At 52.8% G+C, this 22,429-nt stretch carries 18 protein-coding genes and 1 pseudogene; 3 read left to right on the forward strand and 16 right to left on the reverse strand.

Annotated features, from left to right (window positions below):
* Positions 1 to 52: 52 nt before the first annotated feature.
* On the reverse strand, positions 53 to 415 hold the full coding sequence (locus HMPREF2698_RS03155) for a hypothetical protein (RefSeq protein ID WP_168164016.1): 363 nt from the start codon (positions 413 to 415) through the stop codon (positions 53 to 55).
* Here HMPREF2698_RS03155 and HMPREF2698_RS13680 point away from each other — a divergent pair.
* Positions 396 to 671 (forward strand): HNH endonuclease, encoded by a 276-nt coding sequence (locus HMPREF2698_RS13680; RefSeq protein WP_083303776.1) that lies wholly within the window; start codon positions 396 to 398, stop codon positions 669 to 671. The genes HMPREF2698_RS03155 and HMPREF2698_RS13680 overlap by 20 nt on opposite strands.
* 20 nt (positions 672 to 691) lie before the next feature.
* Here HMPREF2698_RS13680 and HMPREF2698_RS03160 read toward each other — a convergent pair whose 3' ends face one another.
* The 4 genes from HMPREF2698_RS03160 to HMPREF2698_RS03170 form a co-directional block, all read right to left on the reverse strand.
* On the reverse strand, positions 692 to 913 hold the full coding sequence (locus tag HMPREF2698_RS03160; protein WP_049064468.1) for a hypothetical protein: 222 nt from the start codon (positions 911 to 913) through the stop codon (positions 692 to 694).
* A gap of 170 nt (positions 914 to 1,083) precedes the next feature.
* Positions 1,084 to 1,236 carry a hypothetical protein gene (locus HMPREF2698_RS13390; protein WP_168164018.1) on the reverse strand — a complete coding sequence of 51 codons (153 nt, stop codon included), beginning with the start codon at positions 1,234 to 1,236 and terminating at the stop codon, positions 1,084 to 1,086.
* An 8-nt stretch (positions 1,237 to 1,244) separates the two neighbouring features.
* Positions 1,245 to 1,787, reverse strand: a complete 543-nt coding sequence (locus HMPREF2698_RS03165) for a DUF4276 family protein (protein WP_070562030.1) — start codon at positions 1,785 to 1,787, stop codon at positions 1,245 to 1,247.
* Between the two features lie 132 nt (positions 1,788 to 1,919).
* Positions 1,920 to 3,056, reverse strand: coding sequence for an AAA family ATPase (locus HMPREF2698_RS03170; protein WP_070562051.1), 1,137 nt, complete (start codon positions 3,054 to 3,056; stop codon positions 1,920 to 1,922).
* A 217-nt stretch (positions 3,057 to 3,273) separates the two neighbouring features.
* On the opposite strand from HMPREF2698_RS03170, the gene HMPREF2698_RS03175 reads away from it, so the two are divergent.
* Positions 3,274 to 5,538 carry a DEAD/DEAH box helicase gene (locus tag HMPREF2698_RS03175; RefSeq protein ID WP_070562032.1) on the forward strand — a complete coding sequence of 755 codons (2,265 nt, stop codon included), beginning with the start codon at positions 3,274 to 3,276 and terminating at the stop codon, positions 5,536 to 5,538.
* A 193-nt stretch (positions 5,539 to 5,731) separates the two neighbouring features.
* Here the strand turns inward: HMPREF2698_RS03175 and HMPREF2698_RS03180 are convergent, their stop codons facing one another.
* A complete protein-coding gene (locus HMPREF2698_RS03180) occupies positions 5,732 to 7,204 on the reverse strand; it encodes an ApeA N-terminal domain 1-containing protein (RefSeq protein ID WP_070562034.1) in 1,473 nt (490 codons plus the stop codon).
* A gap of 441 nt (positions 7,205 to 7,645) precedes the next feature.
* Positions 7,646 to 9,073 (reverse strand): APC family permease, encoded by a 1,428-nt coding sequence (locus HMPREF2698_RS03185; RefSeq protein ID WP_070562036.1) that lies wholly within the window; start codon positions 9,071 to 9,073, stop codon positions 7,646 to 7,648.
* Between the two features lie 797 nt (positions 9,074 to 9,870).
* Here HMPREF2698_RS03185 and HMPREF2698_RS13395 point away from each other — a divergent pair.
* Entirely contained in the window at positions 9,871 to 10,023 is a 153-nt protein-coding gene (locus HMPREF2698_RS13395; protein WP_168164019.1) for a hypothetical protein, read from the forward strand.
* A 15-nt stretch (positions 10,024 to 10,038) separates the two neighbouring features.
* On the opposite strand, the gene HMPREF2698_RS03195 is transcribed toward HMPREF2698_RS13395, so the two are convergent.
* From HMPREF2698_RS03195 to HMPREF2698_RS03230, 9 genes and pseudogenes are all read right to left on the reverse strand, one after another.
* Positions 10,039 to 11,805: a DUF726 domain-containing protein gene (locus HMPREF2698_RS03195; protein WP_083303778.1), complete on the reverse strand. Its 1,767-nt coding sequence runs from the start codon at positions 11,803 to 11,805 to the stop codon at positions 10,039 to 10,041.
* 224 nt (positions 11,806 to 12,029) lie between these two features.
* Positions 12,030 to 12,950: pseudogene (locus HMPREF2698_RS03200) on the reverse strand (APC family permease); the annotation flags it as partial.
* Positions 12,951 to 12,965: 15 nt separating this feature from the next.
* Positions 12,966 to 13,328: an APC family permease gene (locus tag HMPREF2698_RS13580; RefSeq protein ID WP_246819429.1), complete on the reverse strand. Its 363-nt coding sequence runs from the start codon at positions 13,326 to 13,328 to the stop codon at positions 12,966 to 12,968.
* Between the two features lie 168 nt (positions 13,329 to 13,496).
* Positions 13,497 to 14,402 carry a UTP--glucose-1-phosphate uridylyltransferase gene (locus HMPREF2698_RS03205; RefSeq protein ID WP_070562038.1) on the reverse strand — a complete coding sequence of 302 codons (906 nt, stop codon included), beginning with the start codon at positions 14,400 to 14,402 and terminating at the stop codon, positions 13,497 to 13,499.
* 145 nt (positions 14,403 to 14,547) lie between these two features.
* On the reverse strand, positions 14,548 to 16,497 hold the full coding sequence (locus tag HMPREF2698_RS03210) for a glycosyltransferase (protein ID WP_168164020.1): 1,950 nt from the start codon (positions 16,495 to 16,497) through the stop codon (positions 14,548 to 14,550).
* Position 16,498: 1 nt separating this feature from the next.
* Positions 16,499 to 19,021: a glycosyltransferase gene (locus tag HMPREF2698_RS03215; protein ID WP_141748917.1), complete on the reverse strand. Its 2,523-nt coding sequence runs from the start codon at positions 19,019 to 19,021 to the stop codon at positions 16,499 to 16,501.
* A gap of 36 nt (positions 19,022 to 19,057) precedes the next feature.
* Positions 19,058 to 19,876, reverse strand: a complete 819-nt coding sequence (locus tag HMPREF2698_RS03220) for a glycosyltransferase (protein ID WP_070562043.1) — start codon at positions 19,874 to 19,876, stop codon at positions 19,058 to 19,060.
* Between the two features lies 1 nt (position 19,877).
* A complete protein-coding gene (locus tag HMPREF2698_RS03225) occupies positions 19,878 to 20,990 on the reverse strand; it encodes a hypothetical protein (protein WP_070562045.1) in 1,113 nt (370 codons plus the stop codon).
* 41 nt (positions 20,991 to 21,031) lie between these two features.
* The gene (locus HMPREF2698_RS03230) at positions 21,032 to 22,255 is read right to left on the reverse strand and encodes a glycosyltransferase (RefSeq protein WP_070562047.1); all 1,224 of its coding nucleotides are present in this window, start codon (positions 22,253 to 22,255) and stop codon (positions 21,032 to 21,034) included.
* Between the last annotated feature and the right edge of the window lie 174 nt (positions 22,256 to 22,429).

The raw sequence follows: 22,429 nt of genomic DNA on the forward strand, positions 1-22,429 counted from the left end.
CGCCTGTGTCACAGTAATGAGCCGGCAGGCAATCATCTCGATGAAGCGAACATCAATCTACGAAGCCATCATCACCAAGCCGATCAAGGTACGCGCTCCAACTTTTAAAAACGTCAGCAAGCAGATGTAACGGTGCTTCATCAACGTCGTCGCAGTGCCGGAACTCCTTCAGGCTGAATGCTGCCGCACCGACCGCGATAGCGGTTCGGATACCCACCTCGTAGGTTTCAATTGCATTGCCACGACTTCCAATATCAGCTGACATCGCTATTTCAATTTGGCGGACGACATTGTGGCGCACTGATCGATTGAACTGGCTGTACATCTCGCGGCCTTTAAACTGAAGTGCCCCGAGTTTTGTCCCACGGCGTTTGCCTTGATTTCTATTATTTCCTGTGGCGGGGTCTGCTTCCAAAATTCGGGGCACTTCATACCAGCGCGACCCGAAGATCAACCGACGCTATGGACGTCAGTGGCGCAAGATACGTGCCCGCTACGTAGCACTCCATCCAGTATGCAAGCAGTGTCAGAAAGAAGGACAGCTCACCCCGACCCAGGAAGTCCACCGCGTGCTCCCACTCTCACGCGGAGGAAGCCACGATTTCACTAATCTCTTGGCCTTGTTCAAGCCCTGCCACTCACGAATCTCTGCTCTCGACGGAGATCGGTAGCGGGATCGGGGAACATATTGTTATAGGTAGCCCTTAAGCCACTCGGGCATGCTCGGATCGTCAACGTTCCATGACTCGACAAGTTTTTCGTCGCGTTCCCAGTTGTTCTCATGACCGTCGAAGAACTTGAATCGGTTGCACTTGTACTTGTAGACAGTGCCGCCCTCGAGTCGATACTCGTTCCAGTAGTAGTTCTGCTTGCCGTAGCCCTTCCACTCATTGGTAGTGTAGATCGTTGACATAGATACTCTTTCTTCTCCCGCAGCGGCGACAATGTAACACGACTCTTATTACTATTCTTATTACTATTCAATGCTAGACCAAAGCATGCTCAAACTGTCCAGAGGGGCAACCTGTACCTACTTCGCTCCAAAACGGCATCGATTGGAAGCGCTCAGACACGCCAATCATTTCACATGAAGAGTCCGGCTACCCCAACCTCTACAAGTCCGCCCTCGTCCCGCACGGCAGCGGCGATGACCTCACCTTTGAGTTTTACTTCTCCGGCTTCAGTGAAGGCCACGCTGACTGGCGTATTAGCCGCACCGTAGCGAAAAGCGTCCAATCGGACTCCTAATCAAGAAACGCATCCACCCACTGCGCAAAGGTGGGGCATGCTTTCTTCACGACAGGCCACGGGACCTCATTGAGTATTCGTGGTCCATCAATATGTTTTTCATAGCGCTTGCCTAGGCTGTCTTCCCACCACTTAGCAACACGATGAGATGGTGACGTTGATACCGACCCATTAATAGCTTCGACATCACCGTGCGCCTTCTTTAAAGCTGCTCGCGCTTCTCGGACGACAGTGGGCTTTTCCCTAGTGTTTCCAGAGGCCAGAGCCGCAATCACGAGTGTCTCAAACTCATAGAGGACGGGGCCAACCACTAATCTGCTCTCGTCAACGTCAAGACCTTTGAGGATCGATTCCGTTGCGTCACTTTTCACCGCATTCCGGAGTTCAGGGCCAGCAAGCTCAGAGTGCTTCTTCTGGAATTCTGACCCATAGACATCGAAGAGAACACCTACTTTGTCTATCCCTGGGTTCTTTAAGAAATTTCCGCGCAGGATCCACCATGTGCTTCCACGCGCCTCCACCACGAGCGCTGATGCCACGTTTGTTTGTGCCTGTCTTTGGAGGATTCGTGACTACATAGATGCCTTTAGAGTCCGCAAGCGGAACCAAAATACGCTGGGCAAACTGCTGTTCAGTCTGTCCCTCTACAATCAAGTGACGCACAGACATCATTACAGAGCTTCCTCGTATCGTAGATTTCCGCCCAATAAGTTCATCCGCCACATCTCCCCTAGGGTGTAATCACTCAAGAACGCTTCCAGCTGATCTTCAGATGGAGAAACCACTTGGGTTTCTCCGTTGTTCCTAGTGAGCACCGCCACGTTGTGCACAGAGAATTCATCGAGAAGGAGGGCCGATTGCGTAGCGACCACGCACTGACGGCCAGCATGGGCAGCCTTGCGTAACAGTGCCGCCAACTGCACAATTGCGTGTGGGTGCAAACCCAACTCAGGCTCATCGAGAACAATGCATTGTGGTCTACCTGGCGAAAGCAACAGCGTTGCCAGGCAGATAAATCTCAGTGTGCCATCGCTAAGCTGTGCAGCATTAAAAACCGTATCAAGGTTTTTCTGTGCCCACCTCAAACGCACGTTGTCTTGAGAGGCTCCTTCCGGGACCAAGACGAAGTCATCAAAAAAAGGAGCCACGTTGCGTATTGCCGAGACAATCTCAAAGTAGTCATCAGGAAGCTCGTCCTTTAGCCGCAGAAGGTACGCAGCTATATTGCCAGCATCGGGATGAAGACTTAAGTTGTCGGCCACCGAAGAAAAGGTTTTCGGTGGGGCCTGGGAACCGACATCGTCGAAGTGAAATACCCGAATACCGGCAAGAAGTGGGCGAACATATTCAGCAAAGCGCTGCTCCTTACCGCTGAGTTTCTCTAAAGCAGTCTCAGTTCCAGCCGGCAGCGGGCTATCGTACGGCGCCGTATACTTCTTGCGGTCGTGGAAGGTCAACCACTCCTCGAGAAAAGCGCTATCCTCATCTGTGCTCCTGAGACGCGCAATATATCCATTTGATGTGTCGGCATCGTTGGGGCTGAACTGCACATTCAAGGAAAGAGCTGAATCACGCCCTTGTGGTCCAACGTGGAGGAGATTATTCATCCCGCCACGTGCGAGCACATAATTTTGAAGTCGACTCTTCATGATGTGGGCCATCAGTTCAAAACTTCGGATGATGTTGGATTTGCCTGCACCGTTTGCACCGATAAGAACTGTCACGTCCGGTGCCAAGGTGAGCTTTACGTCCTTGATGGACGCAAAGCCTTTAACGGCGACGTACTCAATTGGCTGAATGGTGCTCATACAGGAAACAATACAATCTTGTTCCCCGCCGGGCGCGTCACCGTGGGCTAAGCCCACCGTCGGCATACCCCCGTTCAATTGGGGCGGAGAGTGTCCTCACGCTTTTGCGTTCAACATCATATTTGTCGAACAAGTAAGTTTGGACTCCACGATTAATTGGGGCTTTTAGCCGCACACCGTCCGATAAACTAGTTCCGACGCACAAGGAACACGCACCATGACTGAACAGGAACGCCTCCAAGCACTTGAAACTCGCGTTAGCGAATTGGAGTCCCAGGTGGCCCAATTACTGAAAGCCCTCGGTCATGGTCCTTCGCGCCCTAGTACTGCAGACACACCGCCGCCGGCGAATGTTCACTCTGAAAACCGCTCACCGGAGGAAAAGATCGCGCTCTTCATGGATTACTTCACGGGGAGGACAGACGTCTACGCAGTGGCCAAAAATACTGCGGGAAAGAAGGCTTGGTACCCGGCTAGCAATGGCTACTATGACCGAAGAAATCCCGACCTAAAACCCCTGACGCCGAAAGTGATCGAAAGACATTTGCGCCGGGACAACCGCTTCCACGTCGGGCTTTACCCACTGTGCACAGATGACAGTTGCCGGTTGTTGGTCTGCGATTTTGATGATGACGACTTCAAGCAAGCTGCCCGCGCCTACGCGAAGGAATGCAGGAACCAGGGCCTCGATCCGCTCATTGAAGTATCGCGTTCTGGGAACGGAGCTCACGTCTGGGTGTTTTTCGGCGAACCTATTCCCGCCAGCCTCGCTCGTTCCGTGGGCATCGGGCTTCTTGCCAAGGCTAGCCCGGATTCCTACTTCTCCAGTTTCGACCGATTCTTTCCGTCCCAAGACACGCTGCCGGCGAAAGGCCGCGGTTTCGGCAACCTTATTGCCCTCCCATTAGCAGGCCACCATCGATCCGAAGGCACAACGGTCTTCGTCGACAGTAATTTTCAACCTTTGCCAGACCAATTTGAGGCTTTGGCAAGAACGAAGAAGTCATCGCTTTCCGAGCTCAAGAAAATCTACGCTGCGCTTCAGCCCGATCCCGAGACGTCCCTTCCCCAGGCACCCACCCGCGAAGAGCTAAAGAAGCTCAAGGCCTCCGGAAAAGTCAACGTCACGCACGATTCGCACGTCCACGTCGATTTATCAGGCGTCGATGCCACCACTCGTACGGCCCTGCGGCACCTAGGCGCTATTGCCAACCCGCAGTTTTATATAAAACAGGCCCAACGTTTCTCCACTTTCGGCACTCCACGGCTCATCGTACGTTTTGATGAAAAGGACCAAGTCCTCACACTCGACCGCGGCACGCTCGATGACGTCCTCGACATCCTGAAGACTGCAGGATATACCGTCACACGTCGTGGTCATACGCCCAAGCCCCGGCGCATCGATGCGTCATTTGCCGGCGAACTACGCCCCTACCAGCATTCGGCCGTCAAACAGATGCTCAAACACAAGTCTGGAATGCTCATTGCTCCTCCTGGCACCGGAAAGACCGTCATGGCGTGTGCAATCATCGCCCGGCGCCAAGTTCCCACTGCGGTGATTGTTCCATCCAGGGAGCTTGCTACCCAATGGCGCCAAGCCCTCAAGCAGTTCCTCCCGGAAGTTCAGGTTGGGCAATACTCGGGCACCAAGAAGAAGCTCAGTGGAGAGATAGACATTGTCACAGCTCAGTCCATCAGCCGGAGCGATTCCAAGACTGACTTTCTCTCCAGCTATGGCCACATCATCGTTGATGAATGCCACCGAGTCGGCGCCGCCGGATTAACCAACGTTCTAGCTCACCTCGATGTTCGTTTCATGCTCGGTATGACCGCGACACCGTACCGCTCCGATGGCCTCGATAAGCTGCTTCCCTTGATCTGCGGCCCTATCCGCCATACCGTCGAGCTCGAGCGCCCCGGACGCCGCGACTACGTAGTCCACAACACCGAGTTCACGTACGACTCCCCTTACCTGTTCTGGCCCGACCTCGACACCACTCTGGCGGCGGATGAGCCCCGCAACCGCCTCATCGCCGATGTCATCACACAAGCAGCGCAAGACGAGCACACGGTCCTCGTCCTGGTGAAACGACGCGAACACCTCGCTGCCCTCAACGCCCTGCTTACCGACGCCCCCTTCCCCGTCCTCCAACTTCATGGCGGGCAAAAAGCCACTGAGCGGCAAGCCGTCCGTGAACAAATTGCGGCAACACCGCATTTCGTCCTTTTAGCCATGTCCCAGGTGGCTGGTGAAGGTATTGATCTTCCCACGCTGGATACCCTCGTGCTGGCCGCACCAGTAAGCTTCCGCGGCGTTGTCATTCAGCAGGTTGGCCGAGTCACTCGCGAAACCGATGACAAGGAGAGCATCTCTGCCACCGTCCACGACTTTTTCGATGCCAACGTCCATGCCCTCGCCTCGGCTTTCAGAAAGAGAAGCTCGACCATAGCCAAGCAAGGATTCACTCGCAACAACGGTTAGAGCTGCCCCATTCATGACCCATTGCTACTGGATTAGAGGCCGTGCACATTACAGCGCCCGCCCTGGAGTCCTTGAAAAGTCGCGTTCAAGGTATTTCATGGGCAGTATTGAGGTCCTGTCCAAAACCTCCTGGACTCCATGTCCAAAAAGTCTCTAGACATAACAGTCCTAGCCTTAGTATTGCAAATCTAGCTTAGCGAGCAGAATCGTCATTCATGATGGTAGTTGCGTTATCGTCCAGCATCGATGGGTCTTCAATTTTTGAGTACTTAGGCACCTGAGCCATCCGCTCTTCGACGTGACGTTTGATACTCGATTCGCTTGCACCAAGTTCATGGGCCAGCCATATCTGGATTACCAAGATCGATTGGTAGTTTGTTTTCGCGATTTCTCCTGTATCCGAAAGTTCTCGATTCAAGTGTTTCATGGCTTGATAGACCTCGTTGGCATCGGTCGACCAGCTCTCGAATAAATGTGGAAAAATCTTTCTTGCTGGCTCCTCTACCCGACGGAATAACTGAATCGCCTTTTTCCCATCAGCTGATTTTATGCTGGTCTTTTTCTCCTGAACTTTGAACCCCAAAGATTCGATGCCTGCACCTAATTGCAGGGCTTTTACCTCAGGTGCCATCTGATAGTTGTCGATAGTTTGAATGAATAGCTGGATGGGATGCGAATAGTATTCGCGGGTATGACGCCACTTATCAAGCATCTCTTGGTCAAATTCGTGAAATGGAATGATAAAGGAATACCTCGAGTTCTGTGTATTCGATGGCTTCGACAGAGAAAAACTAGAATTGAAAATATCGGCCCAGTCACCTACCGGCGGCACTTCTGGAGCCTGAAACCCGATACTTTCCCAGAAGTCCTTGTTACAACCTTGGCTCTGACCAAATCGTCCTTGAAGGTTCATAGCATGCAGGGTTTTCCATGCTAGAAGCATCAGCAATTCCCTCAAATACCGAAGCTCCTTTAATGCGTCATCCCAAGTCATTATCTCACCTTGCGAAGACACCTCGAGTACGCTGCGGAATCTTATACCAATTTCTTCCCCATTATCGCCGCGAAAAGACTCAGATAAAGGCACAACTCTAAGACGAAAGTCCCTCCCCGACGCTTTGCCCGAAAAAATTTGGGCCTGGTAGTCGAAGCTCTCTAGCGTCACCCGATCCTTCGACGGGTAGGTCTCAGAGTCCCTATCTACACTGATTGAACGCCCAAAAATTCCACTACATATCCAAGCGTCCAGCCCCTCAATCTCCGCTCGCATCTCAACTGGGTGTTTCCAATGTGGCGATTCAATATGACTGGCAATCACATACCGCGGACATATAGCAAGCTCGACAGGGTGCCCAATTAGCTCGGTAAATCGGCGGTGACTACGCGATTGTACTAAAGTCAGCACACCGCCGTTGGAATCAAATGAACAGACTTCAGGAATAAGAATCGGCTTGATCTCTACGCCGTTGGCTACGGCATATGTGCCCGGTTCGAATCCGAGTTTGACCGGAGACTCACTATGCAGAATTAGTCTGATGACTACTTGGCCGGACTTTTCAAGAAGAATCACGCCTGGTACCGAAAATGTCTCTTCTCCATCGCACCACATTAGGAACCCCGAAAGGTGTTCGCCTCGGCGAAGCTGCTTTAAATACTCCGTATTCATTTTTCTCTCCTCACAGGATCCGAAAACGGCGGGCTACTTTGGAAACCAAGCAAGAATTCCCGGCATATTGACGGTGACTGTTAGATCGAATCGCTTGTCTCTTAGAAGCTCGCTTCATTTTCTTCGGGGAGCTTCTCCAAGACCGATTGTAGGAAAGAACGAACATGATCGCTTCGGTGCAATCCATTATCTAAAACTACCCTCACCCAATCGGCACCTTTTTGAACTAGTGTCTGCGTTTTTGGACACGATGCACGTTCTAGCTTCGTTCCCTTCGGCTAACGATTCCTTGTGGTCGCGACATCATCGGCGAGTGTAATCCGCCCACTTCTCAGTTGGGCAGGTTTTAGCAGGTCGGAGTTGGCGCAAACTGACACCGCCAAACGCGTTCACTCTCTTCACCTCAGTAGCTTGTGACTAGCCGCTACGCCTCCTTGCCCACTACCCCAAAATCAACGCCGCGGTCTTCTCCGGTGGCACGCCCTTCAGCTGCCGACTCTTGATGGCCCACGACGCCAGCCCCAGCACAACCCAGACCACCAACGCGATGAGCGGAGCCGTTCCCAGCATGCCAGGAGAGCCCGGAACGAAGAGTAGCGCCAAGAACCCGATGGAGAGGATGCATCCAGCCAACGCGAAGTACTCATAGAACTTGTTCGGCGCAATCGGCTTGGGCATCCCGGGCACCTGCCCAGTACGCGCAATCTTCCATGCGCAGAAGCAGGTATAGAAATACGCCACCGTGATGCCGGCACTGGACATGTCGACGACCCATGTCAATGCCGCGCGCCCAAACCAGGGAGTCACCAAACACACCGCACACACCAAGAGAATCGCATTGCGTGGTGTGTGCCCCTTGCCCTTCAGCTCACCCAAACGGCGCGGGACCAAGTTTGCCCGCCCCAAGGTAAACAGCACACGGCTCGCCGCGGTATAGAACCCATTGAGACCTGTCAGTACACCCGCGCTCACCACAACGACCATGAGCCCCAATCCGGCTGGCCCCATAACCTCGCTGATGGCTGCCGCTGGCGGCCAGGCTTCACCCTCAAAGTCACTGTGATTGGTCCCCACGGCAATCGACGTCGCGAGCATCATCGCCAAGTAAATCAGCGTCGCTACAGTAATCCCCCACAGCAAAAGCCCAAGAGCCTTCCGCGGAGAGAAATTAAACTCGCCCGCCAGCTGCGGGATGGAATCAAACCCCACGTAAGCCCACGGGGCAAATGCGATGATCGTCGCCACCGCCGCAGCCGGCGGCACATCTACAGGGAAAGCTGGGGCAAGCTCCGGTCGTTCGACGACGTAATAGATCACCATCGCCGCCACGATAACCACCACTGCCAGAATCATGAGCACGACGGCAAAAAACTGGAACCGGCCGGATAGCGCAGCACCCTTAGAGTTCAACCACGCGAACCCAATGATAAACAACGAGCAGATCGCTACTTCGGGAAGATAGATGGTCCACCCGGCGACGTCGTAAAGCGCGCCCCGCATCACCAATTCAGGGAACGTGACACGGAAGACGAGCGTGACCGCCGACGCATTCAACGCGACGACGCACGAGTACCCCAGCGTCAGCGCCCATCCCGCAATAAACGCATGAGCCCGGCCGAGCGATGCCATGGCGAACGCCACGCCACCACCGGTCAACGGCAGCGCACGAATGGTAAAGCCATAACTCAAACCAATAATGGCAATCATCAGGCCGCCAATAACAAAGCCGATGGCCGTTCCGGCAAGTCCCGCCTTCTGCATCCAGTCGAAGGGCAAGATATAAGCACCCCAGCCAATCGCGGCCCCAAGGGCCATCGCGAAGACCCACGAGGGCTTCATAGATTTCCGCAGTGTCGCATTCTCCGACATGTAGTTTCACTCCAGACAATTCACCTTAAGCGCGAGGACCTTGCGGACGATCCCAGCGCGCGTTTCTGGCAAGTCTAGAGATTCTTGATTAACCGTGCTGCAGATCTCACAGATTCAACATCGAGTTCTACAGCTCATTCTTCAAACGTAACCAATGTTGGCCATTGCAGAGCTCCGTTACCAACCACCCGCATGCCCTGCACCCTTCCGATGCCACTACGTATTGGCCCAAGGATCGTGCTCTAACTCCGCACCGGGCACTTGACGCCCAGGCCGTAGCGTCTATCCTCGCGTTGCCTACCGCCGGTTGCGTCGGGCAATCTCCGCGCTGAGCAGCGTGGCAAAGCCCGTCCACGCGGCGTAGGGCGCAAGCACCACTCCATGCTCAGGGGCGGACTGCCACGCGGACCCCGGCTCCCGGCAGTTCTACCTGGCCACGTTCTTTACCGCCGCCGTCTGGCTGGGCACGTGGCTAAAGTGGGGCGACCGCCGCTGCTTTTCCGGCCACGCCCCGCGTGAACTGGCCCGGGGTGTTGTCATCGGCATCTTGCTCATCATCCTGTTTTCCTCGGCGCCCTCATCGTGCGCTCCATCCCCGCCCTAGCCGGGCCGGTGAGTGACCTGCTGGACAACATGCGCCACGGCAGTGTCCCCATGACGCTGGCCACGCTGATCATCAACGGCGTGGGCGAGGAACTCTTCTTCCGCGACGTGGCACGCCGCGCACTTGCCGACGCCTCCTCCCCCACCCCCTCACTCATCTTCAAAGTGCCCTCTACACCGCCGTCACCACTGCCATGGGCGTCCCTCTGCTCCTGGTGGCCTCCGTCCTCATCGGCGGCATCGCAGCTCTCGAAGCCCGCCGCGCGGACAACCTCATCTCCGCCACCACGCTGCGCCTGGTCTGGAGCACCGGGATGGCGTTTGCGTTGCCAGTAGTTATCGGGTAGGCAGCAATCCACTGCCTAGCCTGAGACGGCGCTAATTAACTCCACATTTTCGTAATAAGCAGAATGCGACTTGACCGCCTCGCTCACATCGTGATTGACCGCGAAACTCGCGTCCAGGCCCTCGAAGCCTATCGCCTTCCTTCCGCCCATTGCTGCAGGGTATAGATATCCGAGGACCCAGTCATTGTAAGAATGGTAATTGTGGACGACACCAGAAAGCGCCTCCCTAAGAGAATCCCACTTCGCATCTTGCCCAATGGCCGCGCCCAGAAGATGCACGGCTTCAACCTGCACCTCGTTTTCGGTTTCGGCAGCGCCCGCAAGTGCGGTAGCGAGGTTGAGCATGACGCGGCCACCCAAGCTATGCCCTACTAGTACCACGGACTCTAGGTTGGAGCGCTGAACAATTGCTGCGAGCGCCATGGCGGTCTTATTCGCTCGGTTAACTGCAACCGTCCACGGGTTCTTGACCAGATCCACGGCACCAAGCGCCAAGCCGACAGGCGTTGCCTTCTTGGCCAGCTTCTTTCCAGCATGTTTAACCCTCCCTTTCAACACGGCGCCGCCAGCGAGGCCAACACCTGGGAAAAGGAAGCCAGCAAGCTCCAACATTTCCTTGCTGCCCCACGTCACCAGGTAAATCGGGGAATCTGGGTACGCGGCTTCAACCGATTTAACTTCGGTACGCCAGTCCAGCTTCTTTTCAGTAGTAAAACCACGGGCGATGAGAACTGGCGTGCCGCCTCCCTTGCGGACGCGCTGAATATCAAAGGAATCATCCTCGCCGATATAAGAGTTAAGCGCTTTTATTCCGTACGCGGAGCCGAGCAGCCCACCAGCAGCAGCGACGACCATACTTCCGCCGGCCATCCCAAATCCGCCTGATGCCAAGGAGCCGAAGCCGAGCGCAGCTAGGCCAGCATTGTGAGCAGCTGCGCCCGATAAACCAAGAATCGTGGTTCCATAAGCGCTGCCTACCATCGGTGCGGCAACCCATCCACCGGCAGCTCCGAGAACTAAAGCGCCGACACCAACAGCAGCAAACTTGGCTGCGCGGCCAACATCAGCTTCCTTGAATGCGCGCAGCTCGCGCCATTGGGTGAGGTCATCGATGCGGTAATTAAGGCGCTCAAAAGCCGGAACCTGATGAAGGTGTTCTGCACACAAGGCCGGCAAAGCCACCAAGCCGAGGCCAGCAGCAGCGAAGTTATCGCACTGAGGCACGATGCAGTGGGACGTGGCCGAGCCGCAGCTCTCGCACACGTACAGCGATTTAGACTTAGATTTCCTGTGGCTGGATTTGGTTAGGCAACGAGAGCACCAGCCTTCTTCGGTGTCGCTACTGAGAGTGTCCATGAGCTCGGCCAAAGTCGTGGCCAACTTTGCGGAAGCAATAGCTTGCTTCCTAAGCTCTTGGACCTTTCGCTCATGGCGCTTGACTGCGCGCTTTACCGCCTTAGCGGCGGAGTCCCCTTGGTCGTCTGGGCTAATAGAATCGTTATTGAAATTGAAGTCTTCCTCAACCGCAGCCACGACAGACGGAAGCTGCGCTTCCGCATCATCCGATTCCTTCTGCCCCACCGCGGCAGACCACAGCGCCTCAACAATAGCCGGCGACCCAGTAAGCTCGGCGTCGCCCTCTACCTCCGGTGACTGGCTGTCACCATGCTGCGCAACGCGCACAACCCGCCCAAGATTGGAACGCAGCTCGCAGGAAAAAGAGCCATCATCCTCGGTGCTAAACGAAACTGCAGCAGACTCAATGGAGTCCTTCTTGGCCATGGCGCGTAACCTTTCAGTAAAGGAAAAAGGAATAATATAAACCTTAAACCAATCCTTCTGAAAGTATCGCGTTAGAGCAGCCTGCCGACGCCCCGTGCCGAGTACTGCACGAGCTCAAATAGAGCTGGGCATAATGAGCGGGCGCTTGACGACGCCTCTCCCCCGCCCCGTTCAAAGCGACAAATCCTGTACTTATGTAAGAACGTACCTGCGATATCGATCTGCTATCCCAGAATCAACGCCGCCGTCTCCTCCAGCGGCACGCCCTTCAGCTGACGGCTCTTGATAGCCCAAGACACCAACCCCAGCACAACCCAGACCACCAGCGCGATCAGCGGGGCTGTTCCCAGCATGCCAGGCGAGCCCGGAACGAAGAGCAGCGCCAAGAACCCGACGGAGAGAATGCAGCCTGCCAGCGCGAAGTACTCGTAAAACTGGTTCGGTGCTATCGGCTTGGGCATCCCGGGAACCTGCCCGGTACGCGCAATCTTCCATGCACAGAAGCACGTATAGAAGTACGCCACCGTGATACCAGCACTGGACATATCGACGACCCACGTCAACGCCGCGCGCCCAAACCAAGGAGCTACCAAGCACACCGCGCACACCAAAAGAATCGCGTTGCGCGGGGTGCGCTGCTTACCATTTAGCTCACCCAGCCGACTCGAGACTAGGTTGGCGCGGCCAAGAGTAAACAAGACTCGGCTTGCCGCAGTGAAGAATCCGTTCAACCCAGTAAGAACTCCGGCGCTGACGGCTACAACCATGAGCACCAATCCGGCAGGCCCCATCACCTCGCTAATCGCTGCCGCCGGCGGCCATGGCTCCCCCTCATAAGCATCGTGATGGGTTCCCACAGCGATGGAGGTCGCGAGCATCATCGCCAAGTAGATCAAGGTCGCCGCAATGATTCCCCACATCAAAAGGCCTAGCGCCTTCTTCGGCGAGAAATTGAACTCGCCCGCTAGCTGTGGAATAGAATCAAAGCCTACGTAGGCCCACGGGGCAAAAGCGATAATGGTCGCAACCGCTGCCGCCGGCGGGACGTCGACAGGGAAAGCGGGGGCAAGCTCCGGGCGCTTGGCGACGTAATACACCACCATCGAAGCCACAATGACCACCACCGCCACAACCATGATCACAACGGCAAAGAACTGGAACTAGCCAGAAAGCGCGCCCCACATAACCAATTCAGGGAGCGTGACACGGAAGACGAGCGTGACCGCCGACGCATTCAACGCGACGACGCACGAGTACCCTAGCGTCAGCGCCCACCCCGCGATAAACGCATGAGACCGGCCGAGCGCCGCCATAGCGAAAGCCACCCCACCACCCGTCAGCGGCAGCGCGCGAATTGTAAAGCCGTAGCTCAAACCAATAATGGCAATCATCAGGCCACCAACGACAAAGCCGATGACCGTACCAGCCAGCCCCGCCTTCTGCATCCAATCGAAGGGCAAGATATAGGCGCCCCAACCAATTGCCGCGCCGAGCGCCATGGCGAAGACCCATGAGGGCTTCATAGTTTTCCGCAGGGTCGTGTTGTCCGACGGCTGGCTTCATCCCAGACGATTAACCGATTGTGCAGGAGCTTGCCGACGCCGTCATCCCCAGCGAGATCCTGACAAGTCTAGAGATCACTAATTAGGTGCCGCTACAGACCCAATGATTTGGGGACGCGATACTAACCGCTACCCCAACTGTGGCCGGTACTTCTCCATAATCGCCTCAAGGTCTCGGAAGAGGGTCGGCCCATACTTCGGGTGGCGCAGGCCAAACTCCACGCTCGCCGGGATAAAACCGGCGGGATTTCCTAGGTCATGACGAATACCGTTGTGCACAACAACATGGACGGGGTGGCCTTCAGAGATAAGCAAATCAATTGCGTCGGTTAACTGAAGCTCTCCACCCTTCCCGGGAGTGATGCGCCGCAGAGCATCAAAAATCGCCCTGTCGAGCAAGTAGCGCCCAGTAGCCGCCAGATTTGAGGGCGCATCCTCCACCGCGGGCTTTTCCACCATGCCCACGACCTTCTTTACGCGGTCGTTGTCAGTATCCTCAATATCAAACACGCCATAGTTAGATACATGGTCAGGATCCACTTCAACCGCTAGGAGCACGGAGCCTCCCTGTTCTTGGCGCACACGAATCATCTCGCTCATAGCAGCAGTGGGCTCGATGACATCATCCGGGAGCATGACGGCAAAGAAATCCTCGTCATCATCGAGCACTCCCTCAGCCAGTCCAACCGCATGCCCTAGCCCCAAAGGCTTGTCCTGCACAACTGCCACCGGCTGAATAATCTGCGCAGCACGCTCAACTTTTACCGCCTGCTCATCCTTACCACGAGCGCGGAGAGTCTCCACAAGTTCCGGGAACTCATCAAAGTGCCGCATCACTTCGTCTTTGCAAGGCGAGGTTACAATTGCCAACTTCGTCGCGCCGACCCCTGCGGCCTCCTCGGCAATCATCTCAATGCCTGGAGTGTCCACGACTGGAAGCAATTCCTTCGGGACAGTTTTCGTAGCAGGCAGAAAACGCGTACCCATACCAGCTGCGGGGACAACAACAGTGCGGACGGAAGTGGAATTAGCCATAAACCAATCTTAGAGGACGACGCGCCGCGAAACTCTCTGGGGTGTTCCCATTTAGTTTTGTCAACCTCGCGGGTGGATTAGCCGGGGTTGTTTAGCCGTGTTGTTTTGGCACGGCTGTTAGCCGACTGGGATTTTACCCAGTCGGCTAGATATTTAGAACCATTCGATCATACTCGATGACAAACTTCTCCACGTCAAAATTGTTGCGCACCCAGTCGCGCCCCTCGGTTGCAAAGTCCTCAATGGCCTCACTCGTGTTGGCTGACACAATAGAATCCAGCATCTGCCCTATGGATTCGACGATATACTTAGAAGGATAGATGAACTCTACCCCTCTCCAAGGGAGAAATAACGCAGCATTTCCGGCAGCAAATGCCTCTGCAGGGGCGACGTGAAAACTTTCAAAATCACTCATCGAAAGCAAAAACCCAATTTCAGAGATAGCCGAACGCATATCCTGCCAGCCTCGGTATTCAACCTTGTCAGATAACCCATAAGAGGAAATCAAGCTTTCACAACGATCAAAATACTCCTTTTCAACAGGATTGTTTGCTACCCAATCGACATCTTCGACAGTTTTACCGAACACGACGAGCTTATAGCGGTCATCAACCCATTGAAGCTGTTGCAGCAGCTCAATCGCCCTATGAAATCCTTTTCGGGCAGGAAGAATGCCCACCATTCCCAAATTGAAACAACGATCTTCGCCTTCCCCCTTTTCATATGAATCCACATCAAGGAAGTTAGGCATGAGCCTCGTCCGCGCACGCGGCAGATCGAACCTCTCGACAAAATCCTCAAGAGTCGGTAGGGAAACCACAACGAATCTATCTACCGCACCAACACGAATCCGGTCGCCAAAGTCCCGCGTCATCTCAAATAGATGACAACGCACAATCAGCTTTTGTCCCTGCCTCTTGTTTTCGCTGTACCACACAGCATTCCCTAGGAGCCACTCACAATGAATAACTTCGGCCCATTCCAAAAGCTTGCGGCTCTCCGCCTCATCGTGTCGATCATGCCCACTCCATCTGTCAACTTTCAGTTGGTAAAAACGCTTCAATTTCGGAAACGATTTTTCAATAAATTTCAAATCATATCCGGCAACGAGGAGCCGCTCCTTAATCTCCTCGAGGAAAAGGCTGTATTTCCCCGACAAGATTAAACTCAGAACACGGGAAAGACGATCGTTGTACCTAAATCCATTTACAGTCTTTTTGTGAGTTTTTAGAAAATCCCGAAGTTGAAGAAAAAGCCGTTCACACACACCACCACGGTTAACGTGAATAAGATTCAGCATCACCGTTTGGAGGGCAACCTTACCTCGCAGTGAAAAATATGAAAGCCCAATGGATTTAAGTAACTTTTCAGCTTCGCGCCACACCTCAAGGTGATTTTCCAACTCTCGGTCATCGTACATCTGCGTCGAGGACGCAGAGCCTTCCACACGCTTGACGTTGTAGAGGTAGTCAGGGTCAGGAGAATAGCAAATTGTCTCAGCAACTTTAAGCACGGAACAGAGAAAAAGCGTGTCTTCTCCCATTCTCAAATCGCTGCGCCAGCTTAGCGAATTGGACTTAATCAATTCCCTCTTGATTAACCCACCGACAGTCGTGCTCTGGTATCTAATTATGTTTGCGATTGCGTCTTTGCGGGCAACACTATCATTCCAGCGCAATTCGTTAAAAAGACGTTCACTACCTTCCTCACGCCTCATCAATGGTGCCCGAACGACATCGGCATCATGTATCCGAGCAATTTCCAACGCTTTCAAAAATCCGGCTTGAATCAAACCATCATCTACATCCAAAAAATAGATGTATTCACCAGTTGCAAGTGACATCCCGAGGTTGCGCGGCTCCGAAGGAGATCCTGAGTTACTACTAGTTGTGGCCGCTACAGCCCAACCACTCCCCCGGCCACTACAGAATTCATCCAACCGCTCCCGAGTATGATCCGTCGAGCAATCGTCGACGAAAATCGCTTCGATCTTTACACCAGACCTCGATAGAGATTCCAGCGACTCGAGACAACATTGCATCTTGCGCTCCGCGTTATAGCACGGTACTACAAATGATACATCTACAGTAGGCATCTTAGACTCCATATACTCGCACGGTCGGTTCACCAACTACCTGTAGTAACCTTTCAAACCCATCCGTAGCTACAAGCATCGGGGTATTTCCATTCCACAACTGGTACTTATACTTTTGGGACGAGACCGGAGCAATTGGGTCGGAAATATACTGGCGATGGGCTCGTAACATACGTATCTCCTCATTGGACGTACTAAGCCCAACACCCGCAGGAAAGAAAAGGATTTCTGCACTACTACCAAACAGCGCAGACGTTCGTAGCCTTCCGTCAACCAACATGCGTTCGGAGAAAACCAGTGTGTTGTTTCGATTGAATTTTTCAAACAACTTGGCAGCTTGAGTTCCTGGGCAGTCTCGCTGGACCATCAGGAAGAGGCGAGCCCTGTTAAGGCCCAAAGAATCAAACCGATAGAGCGTCTCACGACAGTCCGCTTCAGTAGCTACAGTAACCACCAAGTCGACGTTATTGTGCTCTCGCCGATACTTCAGCCCCACCGTATCGACAATGCTCTGAAAGCGATTCCTATAAGTATGCTCCTGGAGAACCCGGTTCAAATTCACTCGACGACGCCTCGCGATTTCCTCACGGCTAATCAGCTTCAGCTCGTCAGGATGCAGATCTGCAAAGGTAACAGTGTCGCCGAAAAAATCTTCGACCCCTTTAGAGTAGTTAGATACTACATAAGTATTGCAGGCCATCAGCTCGAAAATTCTCCTCGCGAACATAGTCTCTGAGTCGACTACCGTGTTTATAGTAAGTCCCAATTCGGACTCCTTGTAAACACGGGAGACCTGGTCGTACGACACTGGCGGCACCGTGAATTCCTCGAACTCCTCCGGATACATATGCAAAGGATCACCAGAAGCGTGGAACCTGTCATAAATCTTTAGGCCTCTGCCGCTTGAGAGCGCAGACCTGAAGATTCGGGTCATACTGGCGCTTCTATCTTCATGGTTGGAATACCATCCCCCTGCGAAGACGAGAGCACTGGTTCTTGAAGAATCTTCTATCGGATTAAACAATCTCGGTTGAACCGCGAAGGGCAGACAATGGACGCTGGGGTGATTAAAGTCCTGTTTATACCGTTCAACGCACTCAGCATCTGTGGTGAAAATATGATCAAATCGAACGGCAGTATCTACGAAGTTATGTACTTTGTCCGTATAGTGAGTCGGGTCCTCCTTGTTCCAAAATACTGTGGGAATTGAGTGCTCATTACAGTACTCGAGAATTGATAGCAAGGCGTGTCGGTTTTCTTTCTCGAAGTTGATCGAGGAATAGACACTTCCTTTCCATTCTCGGTTTACGGAATCTGGCCCACTCCAAGCCGATTCGCACAGAAATAAGTCTGGCCGCTCCACTAAGAACTTTTCCCGCCAGTTAGACGGCGAGACCACGATAGGTTGAAACTCTGGGGCAAAGCTCTTGAACGAAAACTCGTCCAAAACAACCGCGACCCGAAGATCCTTAAGATTACGAGCTTGGAGCCACTCTCGATTAGGGACGCTACGGCGTAGTTTAAAGGTCGGCGCTACGGAAATGTTCTTTTCCCACGGCTCAATACCAATATGAAGACGGGTTGTACCAGTAGGTATAACTAGGTCAACGCACTTGTTACTAAACCGCCGGTCGTCTAAATAGGAGTAACTGCCGAGCCGAGGATTTGGCGAAGACAGTAACTGCGCGTCGATGGGCTCGCCATCCGCAGCAAAGGCCCTCGCCCAAATAAGCCCTGCTTTATTGGAACCATCGGAATCAAGATCCGCGATAACCGGAACTTCAATTTCCAAGACGTCCCCCGGCTTAGCATCGAAGTTCACTTCCACACCGTTACCGCCCTTTTCCAACGTAATTTGCGTTGGGAGATCGCTGGCAGACTGATGTCTCCATTGGATAATCGATTCCTCATCCACGAACCGCGGGATGGATGCGTTTTCGGATTCATGCGGCACAATCTCGTCGATAGACGAAGAGAAACCCGTTGGATGCTCAACGCTTCCCGACTTCGCACGACTATCGGCTCTAGGCCAACTGCACACAGAGCGCCATTCTGGCACTCTTTCAAGATCCTGCGCACCAGTACGGTCTTCCTCGACCTTGCTCTCTCGTGTCACTACTGGAAGTGCAGCCTTGCTGTGAAGAACAGCGTCAATATTTTCTAACTGCGAAATTAGGACGCCGGTGCGGCTGGAGAGGTACCTGAGGGATTCCATCTGACCGGTCGATTCAATATATTGTCGCTGCAACGACTCGTCCATATCCCTCAAGGTATCCCGAACCCCCTTCGAATAGTGATGGAGTCCATTAACCCGCGTGTTCAAGCGGCTCAAAGAGTTGCGCATAATCAACGTCACATAAAGGCCCGTGCCTAAGACATAAACGAAGACTAAGCTCAAGAATAGAATATAAATCCAGCGCGAAAAACTACTCGTAAACAAACTAAGGCCCAACACCGCCAGAATTAGACCCGTTGCAGAAATGAATAAACTTTTCTTTCCTAAAGTTTTAATTAGCTTCCTCAATTTATTGTTCCCTATGCACGGTATTTGTCTGTAGTCTTAGAGACTCACGTCATCGAACAGGTTTAAGTAGCGCTCAAAGGTCTCGAGCATACAAAACTTTCCCTCTTTCGCAAGGTCATGCCTAAGCTGCGTGACCTCGGTTTCGCTATAGTGCCAAGGCTTCTTGCTGCCAGCAAAGTGCACGACTGCTACGTCCGCCAAGCCTCCGACGAGGTGATCTCGACAGTATTCTTCCAAAAAGGCCCAAATCAGATTGTATGTTTCGGGTAATTTCCGACGGTCATCATTAGCCCAAATAGCGCCATAGACCATGTTTATTACATCTTGGTCGCCGGCCTTGTGTCCTTTCGCCAATTTTCGCTCAACTACGTCCTCCACAGCCTTCAATACATTCTCGTAGGAGCTAGGGCTAGGCTCCAGGACCAGAACACCCGAAGTGAGTCCTTGCCAAGCTGCGCCGCGCAAGCCAATAGCAGGTCCAACGCTTGCAGCAGAAATATGTGGCAGCGCGAAAAGATCATCGATATTTCGAAGCAGTAATATATCGCAATCCAGCAAGACAATCTTGTCAAATTGCACAAGGTTGAACACCTGCAATTTGAAAAACGTCTTTGCCCAGTAGTGGCTTCCCAACTTTTCCAGACACTTCAAGTCTATTTCCGGAAACGTAACCGTAGCTATGTTTCTTTCGCCGAGCTTCTCGACCAAATCTTCGCGCGTTTCTGGCACTGTCACTACGAGTTGATATCTCGATGAAACCGCTCGAAGATTGCGATCCAAGGCAAATACGCCCTCGAGGTAGTTTTCGGAATTAAGAGCCGTTACGTAAGCAAATTTGCGAGCGCCTATAGTCATACTAATTTTCCTTGACTGCTAGCGAGTTGAGAGCAATGGCCGCGTCAGAGTTGCCCCAACGAAGCAACTTGATCTTGACACATCGAACAGATTCTGGCAGTTGAATTTTGTGAGTAAAAGTATTTATTCCCGGATTCGAGCTAAGAAGATAGAAGAAGAAGCCGATAGCAGGCGAAGGAGAGCATGCCAGCCCTTCGATTTCGACTTCGGTAGACAGCTGTCTACCGTCGAAGTCGACGAGATCGAATGAAAACAACGCGCTCTTGGGTTCGATCCCTTCCCCAAGTTCCAAGGTCGTCTCTAGTTCAAATGGGCCCGTAATATCTGCGCTCACCTCAATGGTGTCGGCCAGGCGAGCTGGCTCATCTACTACGATTTCCCTTCGAGGCTCGATTAAAAGTTCTCTAATACCGTACGGCAGGGCTTGCTCTTCATACTCATCGAGAGGTCGTATACTGCCTTGCAATTGTTCATTTATCGCTGGGGCGGCTAACAGAAACCCGGGGCAATTTGAAACGTGAATGATGGGATGGTAATAGGCTGCCGCGTCCAAGCTCTTGTAGCTGAATGCCCGCGGATCGCTTTCATTAGAGTATGATACGGACACCACCATACTCGGCGCTTCCAACTTCCTAATACGCTTGAAGCCCTGTGCCACCGAACGTGCGCAGTAATTGCTCTCAAATGTATAGCATCGGGTTCGGCCCACTTGGGCACCCTCGCTCGCCAGTAGATCGAGGGCCTGCTCGGTATATAGCTGCCATGGCACGATCGGCAGAAGTGCCAGCGGTTCCCGCCATTTATCTTCCTGAAATCGATTCGCCGCAGCATCGTCTGTGTCAATTATGGATTGGAAAACGACAAAGGGATATCGGCCCGAAAGACTATAGAGTTCCTCTTTTAACTCTCCCGTGATCTCGCCCGCAACGATCTTAAAGACGATCTTTTTTGTTTGTGCAATCTTCTCATACCAGGGTAAAGCCACATGTTTCAAAAATGAAATTTGGTCGTTCTTTGGCGCAGCTTCAACTACTCGCTTTTCCGAATAGTGATTGTCCCAACTCCTGATATTGTCGACATTTCGTTCAAGCTCGCAAATAAACTGATAGATCATGTGTTAGCTCCGCTAGGTTGTCTGCTGTCGAACCGCGTGCTCTATTCGACAGAGCCGATCTGGATATTGTGGACAGTGAAATCTCGGGAATTTTTGCCGAATTGCATAACAGTTATTTGCGATAGACGATGTCCGCTCTCGACGCCCACCGTAAAAGTTTGCCAGACTCGACCCGCATCAGTTTGCAAATATTTATACCACCCGATTGCATCGTTGGGCGAGGACGTTAAGCCTTCAATAACCACGTCCTTCGCCTTAACCGGCATTCCCTCGGAGTCTTCAAATTGAAACGAAACCAAGCCAGCGCGAGACACAGTCCCTAGTGGGGCTTCTACTTCCAGCTTCACCTCAAAGGTTGAGGAATTCACCTCTACTGCCAGAGACACAGGTGAAGCACCGATTTCCATTGCGTTCTGCACAATGGGCTTGAAATTAATAGGTCTTAGGTTCCCCTCTAGAGTAGGAAACAGTTCAATTGCTTTTTCTGTGCCTCCGAAACTGGGGCGAGAATTTAGCTCCTTTAGGATACTAGCGCGACTATCGCCCTCGTCGGCGACATTTGTATCTTGATTACAATGACGCGTCCAAAAGTACATCGGCTCTTCTGAATCAAGGATCACAGGATCATACCGGTCCGAATATATATGAGGCGCGTCGCTGGGTTGGATAATATTGTGCGCGTCAACTCGATGACAGATATTTAAGAGTCCAATGGCAATCATCGGGTGATAGCAAGTCTTCAGATAGGAGAATTCACCATTTTCGTAGAATCCGGTGACACCACTCGCAAAGCTCAACCTCATCCCCGCAAAGGCGGGTTTAATAAAGCGCTCAGCTCGGCTAAAAAACGATTCAGATAACAAGTCGTCGTCGTCCAGTCGGTAAATACCATAAGTGCCTTCATCACCCAAGTATTTCTTGGCGATCATATGAGGCCCAGGCACGGTCTCATCAGACTTTCCGTCAACGTGCTTGTTGAGCACAAGAAAATCCCACCTTGCAGCGGCTTCCTCCAACCTTTCCTTGTACTGTTTCGGCATTTCTTCCGAGTACATTACAACGTGCCTAATGAAGTGATGCTCGGCAGCCTTCGCGATTATGGGCAACGAGAAATTGAGGAATATGTCGAGCCTAGGCTCAATCCGATGAGGAGAATATAATACGCTTTTCAGTTCGTCTGGGGTGCCCCTTCCAGCATTTTTCGTCAAGTTCCAAGCATGGGAACTCGGTTGGAAGATACTGAATCTAGTCGCTCCTATGAACATTTTTACATTCTCCTAGATAGGTGAAAATTGGTGACACTTTAGAATATCTTTTCACCACCAATGACTTCAGCGGCCCAACGCTAGATTACACTGCATTCACGAACTTCACGAACTTCCCTTTGTTCTGAAGGGAAGACTACTGTCAGATGCGAGTTTTTGGTACCGGTGTTCTGG

The sequence above is a fragment of the Corynebacterium sp. HMSC072A02 genome (genome assembly GCF_001810085.1).
In the GTDB taxonomy this organism is placed as follows: domain Bacteria; phylum Actinomycetota; class Actinomycetes; order Mycobacteriales; family Mycobacteriaceae; genus Corynebacterium; species Corynebacterium hesseae.